Source organism: Lentzea indica, assembly GCF_012184385.1.
Lineage (GTDB): Bacteria > Actinomycetota > Actinomycetes > Mycobacteriales > Pseudonocardiaceae > Lentzea > Lentzea indica.
On the sequence record NZ_VSRL01000060.1, the window covers coordinates 1 to 12420 of the forward strand.

The 12420-nt window shown below is 67.4% G+C and carries 13 protein-coding genes, 3 tRNA genes and 1 rRNA gene; 5 read left to right on the plus strand and 12 right to left on the minus strand.

Features of this window, described 5'->3' with window-relative positions; genetic code table 11:
• The 3 genes from FXN61_RS18425 to FXN61_RS18430 all read right to left on the minus strand — a co-directional run.
• A 16S ribosomal RNA gene (locus FXN61_RS18425) occupies positions 1 to 97 on the minus strand; the annotation flags it as partial.
• A 287-nt stretch (positions 98 to 384) separates the two neighbouring features.
• Positions 385 to 507 carry a hypothetical protein gene (locus tag FXN61_RS54370; protein ID WP_281360517.1) on the minus strand — a complete coding sequence of 41 codons (123 nt, stop codon included), beginning with the start codon at positions 505 to 507 and terminating at the stop codon, positions 385 to 387.
• Positions 504 to 842 carry a nitroreductase family deazaflavin-dependent oxidoreductase gene (locus FXN61_RS18430; RefSeq protein ID WP_246291716.1) on the minus strand — a complete coding sequence of 113 codons (339 nt, stop codon included), beginning with the start codon at positions 840 to 842 and terminating at the stop codon, positions 504 to 506. The genes FXN61_RS54370 and FXN61_RS18430 overlap by 4 nt, the downstream gene beginning before the upstream one ends.
• Before the next feature lie 18 nt (positions 843 to 860).
• Here FXN61_RS18430 and FXN61_RS18435 point away from each other — a divergent pair, with 18 nt between their 5' ends.
• From FXN61_RS18435 to FXN61_RS18450, 4 genes are all read left to right on the plus strand, one after another.
• Entirely contained in the window at positions 861 to 1850 is a 990-nt protein-coding gene (locus FXN61_RS18435; protein WP_167975298.1) for a lycopene cyclase family protein, read from the plus strand.
• A 158-nt stretch (positions 1851 to 2008) separates the two neighbouring features.
• A complete protein-coding gene (locus tag FXN61_RS18440) occupies positions 2009 to 3682 on the plus strand; it encodes a GGDEF domain-containing protein (RefSeq protein ID WP_312877831.1) in 1674 nt (557 codons plus the stop codon).
• Positions 3683 to 3764: 82 nt separating this feature from the next.
• Positions 3765 to 4901, plus strand: coding sequence for a carboxylate-amine ligase (locus FXN61_RS18445; protein WP_167975299.1), 1137 nt, complete (start codon positions 3765 to 3767; stop codon positions 4899 to 4901).
• An 84-nt stretch (positions 4902 to 4985) separates the two neighbouring features.
• Positions 4986 to 5777 (plus strand): SAM-dependent methyltransferase, encoded by a 792-nt coding sequence (locus FXN61_RS18450; RefSeq protein WP_167975300.1) that lies wholly within the window; start codon positions 4986 to 4988, stop codon positions 5775 to 5777.
• Here FXN61_RS18450 and FXN61_RS18455 read toward each other — a convergent pair.
• The 3 genes from FXN61_RS18455 to FXN61_RS18465 are packed head-to-tail and all read right to left on the minus strand — an operon-like array spanning position 5774 to position 8933.
• The gene (locus tag FXN61_RS18455) at positions 5774 to 6610 is read right to left on the minus strand and encodes a UbiA family prenyltransferase (protein WP_167975301.1); all 837 of its coding nucleotides are present in this window, start codon (positions 6608 to 6610) and stop codon (positions 5774 to 5776) included. The two genes, FXN61_RS18450 and FXN61_RS18455, sit on opposite strands and share 4 nt — an antisense overlap.
• On the minus strand, positions 6598 to 7713 hold the full coding sequence (locus FXN61_RS18460; protein ID WP_167975302.1) for a cytochrome P450: 1116 nt from the start codon (positions 7711 to 7713) through the stop codon (positions 6598 to 6600). The genes FXN61_RS18455 and FXN61_RS18460 overlap by 13 nt, the downstream gene beginning before the upstream one ends.
• Positions 7710 to 8933, minus strand: coding sequence for a prenyltransferase/squalene oxidase repeat-containing protein (locus FXN61_RS18465; protein WP_167975303.1), 1224 nt, complete (start codon positions 8931 to 8933; stop codon positions 7710 to 7712). The genes FXN61_RS18460 and FXN61_RS18465 overlap by 4 nt, the downstream gene beginning before the upstream one ends.
• Before the next feature lie 213 nt (positions 8934 to 9146).
• Here FXN61_RS18465 and FXN61_RS18470 point away from each other — a divergent pair, with 213 nt between their 5' ends.
• Entirely contained in the window at positions 9147 to 9557 is a 411-nt protein-coding gene (locus FXN61_RS18470; protein WP_167975304.1) for a CBS domain-containing protein, read from the plus strand.
• 49 nt (positions 9558 to 9606) lie between these two features.
• Here FXN61_RS18470 and FXN61_RS18475 read toward each other — a convergent pair.
• The 6 genes from FXN61_RS18475 to FXN61_RS18500 all read right to left on the minus strand — a co-directional run bounded on the left by FXN61_RS18475 (position 9607) and on the right by FXN61_RS18500 (position 12419).
• A tRNA-Ile gene (locus FXN61_RS18475) sits at positions 9607 to 9683 on the minus strand.
• Positions 9684 to 9774: 91 nt separating this feature from the next.
• Positions 9775 to 9847 (minus strand) — tRNA-Leu (locus FXN61_RS18480).
• Position 9848: 1 nt separating this feature from the next.
• Positions 9849 to 9921: transfer RNA gene (locus FXN61_RS18485), tRNA-Gly, on the minus strand.
• A gap of 392 nt (positions 9922 to 10313) precedes the next feature.
• On the minus strand, positions 10314 to 10703 hold the full coding sequence (locus FXN61_RS18490) for a metal-sulfur cluster assembly factor (protein WP_167975305.1): 390 nt from the start codon (positions 10701 to 10703) through the stop codon (positions 10314 to 10316).
• Positions 10700 to 11140: a Fe-S cluster assembly sulfur transfer protein SufU gene (gene sufU / locus FXN61_RS18495; RefSeq protein ID WP_167975306.1), complete on the minus strand. Its 441-nt coding sequence runs from the start codon at positions 11138 to 11140 to the stop codon at positions 10700 to 10702. The genes FXN61_RS18490 and sufU overlap by 4 nt, the downstream gene beginning before the upstream one ends.
• Before the next feature lies 1 nt (position 11141).
• Positions 11142 to 12419: a cysteine desulfurase gene (locus tag FXN61_RS18500; RefSeq protein WP_167975307.1), complete on the minus strand. Its 1278-nt coding sequence runs from the start codon at positions 12417 to 12419 to the stop codon at positions 11142 to 11144.
• Position 12420: the final 1 nt, after the last annotated feature.

The window sequence follows — 12420 nt, forward strand, 5'->3', positions numbered from 1 at the left end:
CGCCGCTCGTGTACCCCGAAGGGCCTTACCGCTCGACTTGCATGTGTTAAGCACGCCGCCAGCGTTCGTCCTGAGCCAGGATCAAACTCTCCAATAAGGAATGTGTTTGATCGCTCCAGACGGAATATGTCTGGCAATCTATCTACTCAAAGGAATACCTCGACGAGGAGGTATTCATATATTACTGGCTGTGTTATCGGCACGCTGTTGAGTTCTCAAAGAACACGCGCACACCGCAGCTCATCTCCGAGGAGAGTCACTTCTGGGGCTGTGTCAAGCTTAGAAGTCTTTCGCCGCGCCCCGTTCCGGTGTTTCCCGGCCCGTTCTGCGCTGACTTGGAGAAGATTACACAGGCCTGTTTCGATCTCCAAATCGGGGGGTCACCTATGCGCCCGCACCGCCACTGACCTGCACGTTCTCCACTCGGAAGACCGGATGGCGGTCAGCCTCGGCCTCGAACGCCGAGACGGGGTCACCGACGCGTGCGTCGAAGAAAGGCCTAGTCACCGGCTCCTTCCGCACGTAAGCGGCCAGCACGGGCGCCGCGACGGCCGCGGAACCTCCACCAAACGAACCTGACGTGACCTGCGTCCCCTTCGCACGACCGCTTCGCCGGCCGCCCGTGCGTTGCGCACCCAGTCGCGAACTCCGTACGGCGCGACGAACCACTCCTGCCCGTCGTGGCGCATCAACCGGATGGGAATCGTCCTCTCCGCACCGCTGCGCCGCCCACGGATGGACAGCAGTACGTAGTAGGAGGGCGCGATGCCGAGCGAGACGGCACGACTGATGACGACGTTGCCGACCCGACGGATGAGGGTCTGGCGGTAGGTCTTGGCCATGAGGTCAATCATGGACCCGTGTTCGACGTTCTCGTGATCGGTGGCGGCCCGGCCGGCCGCGCCCTGGCCCGCGCCTGCGCACAGGAGGGTCTCGAGACCGCGATCGTCGACCGTCACCCGCAACGTGTGTGGACGGCCACCTACGGCGCGTGGGCCGACGAGCTCCCACCGGGCACCCCGACCAAAGCCATCAGCACGACAGTTCGCGCCTACGCGCGCGAGGAGCATCTGATCCCCCGCACCTACGTAGTGCTCGACAACGCACGGCTTCACGAACTACCCGACACAGTCACCGTCGTCCAACGCCCAGCACCTGCGCGCTACACGTTCAACGCCACCGGCGCGCGCAAGGGCCGTGCCGAGCAAACGGCCGTGGGCACGGTCATCGAGTCGGACAGCACCGACACGACACTGATGGACTGGCGCAACGGCGACACGTTCCTCTACACGGTCCCGCTCGGCGACAACCGACTGCTCGTCGAGGAAACCTGCCTGGCCCAGCGCCCCGGTATGCCGCTCAGCGAACTTCGCCACCGGCTCCACGCCCGCTTCCTGCCAGGCGGCCCGCTCGGCGAGCTTCGCCCCGGCCGAACTCCTGCCGAGACCGAAGAACGTGTCCGATTCCCACTCGACGCGCCCAGAGCCAAGGGCCTCGCGTTCGGCGCCTCAGCGGGCTTCACCCATCCCGCCACCGGCTACAGCGTCGCCGTCTCTCTCGCGCTCGCGCCACGGGTCGCACAGGCCATCAACGCCGGCGAGGACCCTCAGCGCGTCATCTGGTCACGCAAGGCCCGCATCGTGCACGCGCTCAGGAGGCTCGGCCTCGAGGCACTGCTCCGCTTGGACGCCGACGAGACCAGGGACTTCTTCGAGCTGTTCCTCCAGCTCCCGGTCGAGCTGCAGCGCGCGTACCTCTCGGGCCGCGAGGACGTCGGAGGCACCGTGGCGGCGATGACCACACTGTTCCGCCGAGCGCCATGGCGGCTTCGCACCAAACTGATGCGTTAGAGGTCCCGTCCGAACGGCGTATCTCAAATCGCTCCGAAACTCCCAGCGTGAACGGCGTGTCACTCAGCGCAGTCATGCTATGGCGGATCGTCGCCAACCTCGTGAACACCTGGTTAACCCTCTTGGTGCAAATCGTTCGCACCTGCACGATCTGAGACGTGCCCGCATTGCTGGATGACGTCAGGTTCGCCTTCCAGCCGCTGTTCAACCTGAACACCGGGGGCGTCGTCGCGGTGGAGGCTCTGGCCCGGCCGCACGACGGCAGCGTGCAGGATCTGCTCCAGGCCGCCTTCCAGGCCGGTCTGCTGGCGAACGCCGACGTAGGACTCGCTTGCCGCGCCATCCGTTCCGCGGCCGATTTCGACCTGATGCTGCCGTTGCACGTCAATCTGCTCGCGATCACGGTCGCGGACAAGCCCGAGATCATGAGCCCGCTCTACGGCGCGCTCCGTGACGCCCGCCGCTCCCCGGACAGCATCGTCATCGAGATCGGCGAGCCGTACTCGCGAGCCAACCGCGCCCGTCTCGCTCGTGGGATGCAAACGTTGCGCAACAACGGATTCCGCATCGCGCTCGACTGCGTGGGCGAGGGTGATGTGCCGCTCGGTCTCCTGACCAGCGCCTCGCCGGACTTCCTCAAGCTCGACCGCGAGATCGTCCGCACGTTGCCCGACGACGCGGCGCGGTGCGCGCTGGTGCGGTCGTTGGTGCACCTCGGCGAGTACACGGGCGGTCAGGTCGTTGCTGAGGGCGTGGAGACCGAGGCGCAGCTGACCTACCTCCGCAAGCTCGGAGTCGGGCACGCGCAGGGCAACATGCTCGCGCCCCCGCAGCGGAGGCCGGCGGTGAACGCCCGCATCGCGCCCGAGGCGGTCACGGAGACCGGGGAGATCCGCAGGAACACCGGCCCCAGGGTCACGGACTTCCTGCACCCCGCCACGACGTTGCCCGAACACGCCACGAGCGAAGAGGTGCGCGAGGTCCTGGCGAGCCAGCCGACGGTCACGGGCGTGGTGCTCGTCGACGACGAGGGCCGCCCGAAGTGGTCGGTGGACCGCAACCGGTTCCTGCTCGCGGTGACAGGGCCGTACGGGCACGCCCTGCACGCCAAGCGCGAGGCGGCCCGGCTCGCGGACAAGCCGCACATCATCGGCACCGAGTCGTCGGCGCTCGACCTGCTCGACGTGGTGGCGCACGCGAACCGTGAGCGCACCAACGACGACCTCATCGTCGTGGACCACAACGAGCGGTGCATGGGTGTTGTGCGCGTTGCGGACGTTGTGCGCGGCGTGGCCGAGCTCAAGGTGGAGCAGGCGGCCGCGTTGAGCCCGCTCACCCGCCTGCCGGGCAGCGACGCGATCGCGAAGGAGGTCGACCGGCGCATCGCGCTCGGCGAGATCTTCGCGGTGTCCTGGCTGGACGTCGACAGCTTCAAGCAGGTGAACGACACGGTCGGGTTCGCGGCGGGCGACGACCTGATCCGCGAGATCGGGCACGACCTGGCGGATCTCGCGCACGCCTTTCCCGGCGTGCAGGTCGGGCACGTCGGCGGTGACGACTTCCTCATTCTCGCCGGGCTCGACGAAACGGTGCCGTTGTCCGCCCGTTTGCTGGACAAGCCATACACGGCGGAGGGACGACACATCACCCTCTCTCTTGCGACCCTTATCTGTGCCGCGGGGTCAGTGGGGTCGTATCGCGAGGTGTCGCGGTTGCTGGCACCAGTCAAGGAGCACGCCAAGTCGCTCGCCGGGTCCAGCTGGGTCATGGGCCGGCCGGGCAGTGAACGACGCGACGTGCTGCGTGGTGTCGCGCAACGTGCGGTGAGTTGACAAGTACAACCAAACGCCTCCTGTGCGACGAGCTGATCACTCATAGCATCGTGGTCGCTACTCAGCGCACAGGAGGTTCGGCGTGCAGGTCGGCAGCAGAACTCAAGCGGTACCCGCGCAACGCACCAGCATCGACGGCCTCCTCACCGTTGGGGTGGAAGAAGAATTCGTTCTCGTCGAGGCCTCCACGGGTCATTTGGCCAACCGTGCCACCGAGGTCCTCACCGGAGCCGACCGCTACCAGGTCGACCTGCAGGAGGAAATCGCGCAGTACCAGGTGGAATCGGCCAGCGGCATCTGCACCGACATGGGCGAGCTGCGTGACGAGCTCACTGTTGCGCGCCGCGCGTTGATCGAACGGGCCGCGCGCCACGACGCTCGGCTGGTTGCCACCGGAACGCCGGTGCTGGGACTGACGATGCCGACGCCGTTGACGAACTCCCCGCGCTACCACCGGATGGCGCAGGAGATGGGCGCGCTCACCAACGACCTCGCGATCTGCGGCTGTCACGTGCACATCGGGCTGCCCGACGACGAGTCGAAGATCTTCGTGAGCAACCACCTGCGGCCGTGGCTGCCGACCTTGCTGGCACTCGGTGCGAACTCGCCGTACTGGCTCGACGCCGACACCGGGTACTCGAGCTGGCGTTACGTCGTGTGGAACCGTTGGCCCACTTCGGGTGCGCCGCCGCACTTCGACTCCGCGGCCGAGTACTACTCGGCGCGCGAGGAGATCGTCGCGAGCGGCGCGGCGATGGACGCGGGGATGCTCTACTGGGACGTCCGGCTGTCCGCCCAGCACCCCACGCTGGAACTGCGGGTCTCCGATGTCGCACCGACGGTGGAGGAAGCGGTCCTGCTGGCCGCTCTGGTGCGCGGAATCGCCGCCACCGCACTGAGTTCCGGTTCCGCGCCCGTGAAGGTCCCTCCGCACCTGCTGAAGGTGGCGATGTGGCGTGCCGCGCGTGACGGTCTGGCGGGCTTCGGCATCGACCCGGTGACCGGCGCGCCGACGCCCGCGTCCACGATCGCCGCGTCGTTGCTGCGGTGGGTGCGGCCGGCGCTGGAGTTCGCAGGCGACTACCAGATGGTGACCGACGGCATCGACCGGTTGCTGCTCGACGGCACGGGTGCGGCGAGGCAACGGAGGGCGTTCGCGCGTCGCGGCCGGCTGGACGACGTCGTGGGATTCCTCGTCGCACAGACATCACCGGCCTGAAATCTTTCGGGTGACGTTCACCCGATTGGGCCAACCTTGATCTACGTGGTGTGCCTCCAAGCCCGGATCCGGTAGTTAGTCACCGTGGCCACTCCCATCTGGGCACCGGGACAGAACGGTCCCGATCAGCCCAACACCGCGCGAATCAGGGACTACTGGCTGGGCGGAACGCACAACACAGAGGCCGACCAGCAGCAGGCCGCACAATTCGTCTCCGCTTCACCGCACCTGCCCTACCTGGTGCGCGCCCACCGGGCGTTCTTGCGACGGATGGTCCGCAAGCTCACCCATCTAGGCGTGCACCAGTTCCTGGACCTGGGCTCGGGTCTGCCCACCGCGGGCAATGTGCACCTGGCCGCGCCCGACGCCGAGGTGGTCTACACCGACATCGACCCGTCGGTCGCGGCGATGAGCCGGGACATCATCGCCGGCGTCGACGGGGTCGCCCATCTGTGCGCTGACTTCTGCGAGCCCGCGAAGGTGCTGGAGTCGGCCGAAGTGCGCCAGACGCTGGACCTCGCACTGCCGGTCGCCCTGCTGGTTGTGGACGTGCTGCATTTCGTGCCCGACGAGAAGGAACCGCACAAGATTCTGCGTACCTACATGGACGCGCTGGCGCCCGGCAGCCACCTCGGGCTGTCGCACACGGTCCGTGACCCGTTGCAGTCCGCGGTGGGTCTCTTCAGCTCCATGTACACGGATCAGGTGCCGCAGTTCGCCTACCGCGACCGGAACCAGATCGTGTCGTTCTTCGACGGCCTGGAGGTCCTGGGTCCCGGCGTCGTGCCAGTGCCGCTGTGGGAACTCGACCAGGACGAGCAGGACCTCAACCCCGAGCACTTCCCAGGCCTGGGCGGGCTGGCCAGGAAGCGTTAGAGCTGAGCCAGCAACGGGATGGCGGCGAGCACCACGGTTCCGCCCACCGCGATCGAAAAGCCGTGGCGCAACATCAGCCGGGTGGTGGACAGCCGGCGGGCGAGCAGGAACGCCCCGCTCGCCACGACCCCGACGATCGCCCAGAGCGGGCCGAACCGCAGCCAGAGCCCACCACCGAGCAGTAGCAGACCGGCAACCGTGAACTGCGTGGCGGCGTTGACCGCGTGCCGGACGCCGTAGCGCACGGCCGGCGTGATCGAGCCGGCCGCGGCGTCGCCCTCCCGGTCGGGCACGGCCCACCACAGCCCACGACCGACGGCGAGCGCGGTGACACCGGTGAACACGAGCCAGACAGCGGGGTTGGCATGTCCCCCCGCCGCCGCATAGGCGGTCACGCTGGGCAACAACCACACGGCGACACCCATTGCCGCCGGACCCGCATATCCGCGACGCTTGAGCCGCACCGGCTCGAGGTTGTACGCCAGGTACAGCAAGACGATCAGCCCGATGCCCGCCGCCGCGCGCCAGGAGACCGCGGCGGCCAGCGCCAGTGCGACGGTCATCTCGATGATCGCGAGCTCCAGCACCCGATGGCCGCCGATCTCCAGTACCGCCGTGGCGACCCGCCGCTTCCCCGCGGTGGCGAGGTCGTTGCGAACGTCGGCGTATGCGTTGAGCACGTTGGCGGCCACGGTCACCACGAAGTTCGCGAGCACCACGAGTACCACGGCGAGGTCGAACTTCGTTGCGTAGCAGGCACCCCACGCCGCGCAGCACGCATAGTGCACGCCCAGCGGATGCTCCAGCCGGTGGATGGAGATCAACGCCGACACGTGGCCACCATCGCGAGGCTCGGCGGTGGCGCCATCGCGGCGCCCCGCAGCTGGGGTGTGCAGTGGCGGGGCACGTGGAGCCGGATGCGCCGATGTCGCAGCAGCGCCGTGACGATCATCCGGATCTCCAGCAGCGCCAGGTCCCTTCCCAGGCAGTGCCGCACTCCCCCGCCGAACGGGAAGAACGCGCCCGTCCGCTGTTGCCCACCGAGGAACCTGGCCGGGTCGAAGACGTGCGGATCGGCGTAGGTTGCGGCGCGGCGGTGCGCGAGGTAGATGCTCGGCGTGATCGTCATGCCGTCGTCGCTCATCCGGTTGCCGGCGAGCGTCGCGGGCGGGGACAGCCGGAGAGACTCCATGATCGTGGCTTCGAGCAGGGCAGCGTCGCCGCTGAGGATCTTGTCCGCGAGTCCGGGCGTCCGGTAGATCCAGAACACCGTCCACGCCGTGGCCGAAGCCGTGGTTTCGTGGCCCGCGAACAGAAGTGACACCACCTGGTCGCGCAGATCTTCCTGCGGCAAGCAGGCGGCGAGCGCAGGTGGTTCGGCGGCTTTCGCGCGGTGCAGGAGCCTTCGGTCCAGCTCGGCGTCGAACCTCGTGGTGCCGGGCGCGAGGTAGCGGTGCGCGAGGGTGCGGACGCGGATGCCGAGGCGGCGGTCGAGCCAGCGGGTGAACGCGGTCAGCAGCTCGTCGTCGTCCACCCCGAAGACGATGCGGCCGATGATCCGCAGCGTCAGCCGTCGAGTCCACGCGGCGAGCCCGACCGGGTCGCCGCTGGGCAGTTCGGCGATCGAGCGCGCGACCATCTCGTCGATCAGCACCTGATATCTGTTGCCTCGCAACATGGGCGCGAGCGCATGGCGGTACGCGGTGTGCTCGGCGCCGTCGAGCCACAGCACGGAACGGTTGCCCAGCAACGGGCTCAGCGTGCGGCTCGGCGGGTGCCGCAGGTCGCGGTCGTTGCGGAACAGCGCTGCCATCACGTCCGGATGCCAGATGAGCCAGCGCCGGTCCCTGAGCTTGACCAGGCCGTCCTCGATGTCCTCCACCGAGTCGAGGAACGGAATCAGGTACAGCGCGAACCTCAGCTCGGTGCGGTTCATCGGCGCACCGCGCACGTGAGGTGGAGCGCCGCCATGCCTTCCGCCCGAACGATTCTCGTTGGCGTGTAGAGGTCTTTGTCGTGCCACAGCGGCGGGTGCTTTTGGTCTCCCCAGTCGTTCAAGAACTTCGCGCCGCGGATCATCGCTTCGCTGACGTCTTGCCGCGTGTGCGACAGGATTCGGATGGCGTAGGCGGTTTCCTCGTAGGTGCCTTCCCATCGGCCCCACGAGCCGTCGTCGTTCTGCGTGTCCAGCACCCAGTTGACAGCCTTTTCGTTGCCTTGCAAGGCGTTCGTGACGCACGCGGTGGCGTAGTAGGGCGAGGCGTGCCACTTGTCGAGCCAGTAGCCGCCGGGGTCCTGCATGTCGCGGAGCCACTCCTCCAGCTGACGGTCGTGGCCGATCGCCTGGAGCGCGTGAGCGTTCGTGCTGGTCGACGGCGTGCGCTCGTCCGGGAAACAGGAGAAGTGGCGGGCTTCCCGGTAGCGGTGGAGAGCTGCTGTGGAGACGGGGCTGTCGCACAACGCAAGTGCGTGCAACGCGGTCGCGGTGTCGTCGGCGTCAGCGGGAAGTCCAGGTCCGGCGGCGGCACCGTCCTGGCCGAACGCGGCTTCGATCTGGCCGACCATGGGATCGGGGACGTCGAGGCCAGCAGACTTCAGGGCGACGATGATCCAGGAACGTTCGAACAGCGGGACCGGTACTCCGGCGGGAACGGGGCCGCCGTGTCTGTGCTGGACGGTTTCCAGGTAGTCGAGGCTTTCGCCTGGTCTGGGGCCTTGCAGCTGGACCGCCGTCGCGGCAGGGCTCGCGGCGACAATGCCGTTGACCGTCGTGACCTCGGGACGCGGACCGAAGATCTCCAGGGTGTGCCAGAGCTTTTCCGGCAGCGGACGTTGCCTGAGGGCGTGCAGCGGGCGCGGGTCGACCGGCGTGTGCAGGCCAAGTCTCTCGGCCAGAGCGGGCACGATGAGCTCGACCGCGACCGTGTCAGGCGGCGTGAGCGGGAGGCTGAGCAGCTTGCGGAGTGCCTCGAGCCCTCTGCGTGCCGCCGGGTGCCGCCCGAGTGCGTCGACCGCGCTGAGCGTGGGAACCAGCGCGTATTCGGCGGGGCCGCCCCAAGTGCCGTCCGGGCGCTGAGTATCGAGGAGGTACCGGATCCTGGCGTCGTGGCCCTTCAACCAGGGGGCGAGCGCGACGAGCCTGCCCGTCTCGTACACGGATGGTGATAGGCCGCTCAACGGATCATCGGTTACTTGCGCTAACAACCTCATAGCGGGCCCCCGGAGATTACAATTACGTAACCGTGCAATCACAGAGAGTAGCACTCTCGACCGTTGACCACGCAAGGGCTTAGCCCGTTCAGAGCACCACACTGCAGGGTGATTCATCCGGGCGGATGCTGTGGAACGGGCGGAGAAAAGGAGGAGGTTGTGACCACAGCGCGCGAGATCATGCACCCCGGAGTGCGGTGCGTGGACGAGGACGCGAGCCTCGTCGAGGCCGCTCGCATGATGCGGGACCTCGACGTCGGATCGCTGCCGATCTGCGGCAAGGACGACCGGCTGCGCGGGATCATCACCGACCGCGACATCGTGATCAGGGCCGTGGCCGAGGGAATGGATCTTGCTTCGACCCGCGTCGCCGAGTTCGGCTGCCACGTCCACTGGGTCGACGCGGAGGACTCGGTGGCACACGTGCTGCAGACGATGGGAGACCACCAGATCCGGCGGCTGCCGGTGATCGAGAACCACCGGCTGGTCGGCATGGTGTCCGAGGCGGACCTCGCCCGGCACCTGCCGGAGGACCAGCTGGCGTCGTTCGTCGAACGTGTCTACGCCTGACGTGTCGGCCTGACTCCCGGACCCGAGTCCGGGAGTCAGGCCTGTGCACTGGTCGTCCCGCCAGGATTCGAACCTGGGACCTACCGCGTATCAGACGGACGCTCTCACCAGCTGAGCTACGGGACGGGTGGAAGACGAGGGTGTCGAACCCTCCAGGGCGATCTTGCAAGGATCACCTGCGTGCCGGCGCGTCCCCCGATGCAGTTGTGTGTTGCCGTGCCCCCACCGGGATTCGAACCTGGACTGGACGCGTTCTGAGCGCGTTGCCTCTTCCGTTGGGCTACAGGGGCGAGCGGCAGGAGGGCATCGAACCCTCTTCTTCGGTTTGGAAGACCGACGTGTCCGCCGAGTTCACCACAGCCGCGTGCGATATTCATTTGGGCAGCACCGACGGAAGGAGTCGAACCCTCGGGAAACGGGTTTGGAATCCGTTCCGCTTCCGAAGCTCGTCGGCATTCGAGTAGCGCAAAAAGAAAACCGCCCAGGTTTCCCGTGGGCGGCTCCGAGGTCATGACCTGGGGATCAGGTCATGGCGTGGAGCCCCACGCCACCGCCAGCAGACCGCCGGCGATGAGGGCGAGAATTCGCCATCCCGCGAGCTGAGCCTTGGCAAGCATGTCTTCCTCCGGTTGATCTCTGTCGGTCGTGATGGGATCAAGTTAAGCGAGGCCCGCTTGGGGTCGCAACGCATTTAATTCTACGCAGCAAAACGGCGCGCACCCTGTGGATGCGCGCCGTTCCAAAAGCTGAGAAACCTCAGACGGTGAAGCCCAACGCCCGCAGCTGCTCGCGGCCGTCGTCGGTGATCTTCTCCGGGCCCCACGGCGGCATCCACACCCAGTTGATGCGGAAGTCCGACACCAGGCCGCCGCCCGCGCCACCGGTCAGTGCCGCGCGGGTCTGGTCCTCGATGACGTCGGTCAGCGGGCAGGCCGCCGAGGTCAGCGTCATGTCGATGGTGGCGATGTTCTCCTCGTCGACGCGGATGTCGTAGACGAGACCCAGGTCGACGACGTTGATGCCGAGCTCTGGGTCGACGACGTCGCGCATCGCCTCTTCCACGTCGTCCAGCGCGGCGACGTCGGCCTTCTGTTCGAAGACAGGCATGCCCTCCGCACCGCGGACGACCTGCTCTTCCGTGCTCATGCTGCTCCCTGGCTTCGTACGACTGCGTCCTTGAACGCCATCCAGCCCAGCAGCGCGCACTTCACGCGTGCCGGGTATTTCGCGACACCGGCGAAGGCGATGCCGTCCTCGAGGACGTCCTCGTCGGGCTCGACCTGGCCGCGGCCCTGCATGAGCTCGACGAACGCGTCCAGCTTCTTGAACGCCTCACCCACCGGCTTACCCACGACGAGGTCCGTCAACACGGACGTCGAGGCCTGGCTGATCGAGCAGCCCTGGCCGTCGTAGGAGACGTCCTGAACCACGTCGTCGACCACGTGCACGCGCAACGTCACCTCGTCGCCGCAGGTCGGGTTGACCTGGAACGACTCGGCGTCGTAGGGCGAGCGCAGGCCTCGGCCGTGCGGGTTCTTGTAGTGGTCCAGGATGATCTCCTGGTACATCTGCTGGAGCTGCATCTCAGGCCACCCCGAAGAACTTCTGCGCTTCGCGGACGCCGTCGACCAGCGCGTCGACCTCGTCCAGCGTGTTGTACAGGTAGAACGTCGCGCGGACGCTGGCCTGGGCGTTCAGGCAGCGGTGCAGCGGCCACGCGCAGTGGTGGCCGACGCGGACGGCGATGCCCAGGCTGTCCAGCACCTGGCCGGCGTCGTGCGGGTGGATGCCCTCGATCTCGAACGGCACGGCGCCGCCTCGGTCGACCGCGTCCTGCGGGCCGATCAGGCGGACACCTGGGATAGCACCCAGACCTTCAAGCGCGGCAACGGTCAGCGCGTGCTCGTGCGCGTGGATCCGTTCCATGCCGACAACGCTCAGGTAGTCCACCGCGGCACCCAGACCCACGGCCTGGGACGTCATCGGCGAACCGGCCTCGAAGCGCTGTGGCGGCGGTGCGAACGTCGAGCCCTCCATGCGGACCAGCTCGATCATCGAGCCGCCGGTGATGAAGGGAGGCAACGCCTCCAGCAGCTCACGACGTCCATAAAGGACACCGATGCCGGACGGGCCGAGCATCTTGTGGCCGCTGAAAGAAGCGAAGTCGACGCCCAGAGCGTGGAAGTCGACCGGGCCGTGCGGAACGGACTGGCAAGCGTCCAGCACCGTGAGGGCGCCGACGCGTTGAGCAGCCGCGACCAGAACATCGACCGGGTTGATCGTGCCGAGCACGTTCGACTGGTGCGTGAAAGCCACGACGCGAGTCCGCGGCGTGATCACGCTGTCGATGTCGGACAGGTCAAGGCGGCCGTCGGGGGTCACCTTGAACCACTTCAGAACCGCGCCCGTGCGGTGGGCGAGCTGCTGCCACGGCACGAGGTTCGCGTGGTGCTCCATCTCGGTCACGACGATCTCGTCACCGGGATTCACGACGAAACGCGCTGCCTCGGGACCCGAGGTCGCGGCGTTGCCCATCGCGTACGCCACGAGGTTGAAGCCCTCGGTGGCGTTCTTGGTGAAGACCAGCTCACCGAAGTCGGCGCCGACGAAGTCCGCGATGCGCTGGCGCGCACCCTCGTAAGCGTCGGTCGCTTCCTCGGCGAGCTGGTGGGCACCCCTGTGGACCGCCGCGTTGGCGGTCTGCAGGAACGCCTTCTCAGCGTCCAGAACCTGCGTCGGGCGTTGCGAGGTGGCGCCGGAGTCCAGGTAGACCAGGCGCTTCCCGTCACGAACGGTGCGAGACAGGATCGGGAAGTCCGCCCGAAGAGCGGTTACATCCAGTGGTGCTGCGGTGGTGGTCACA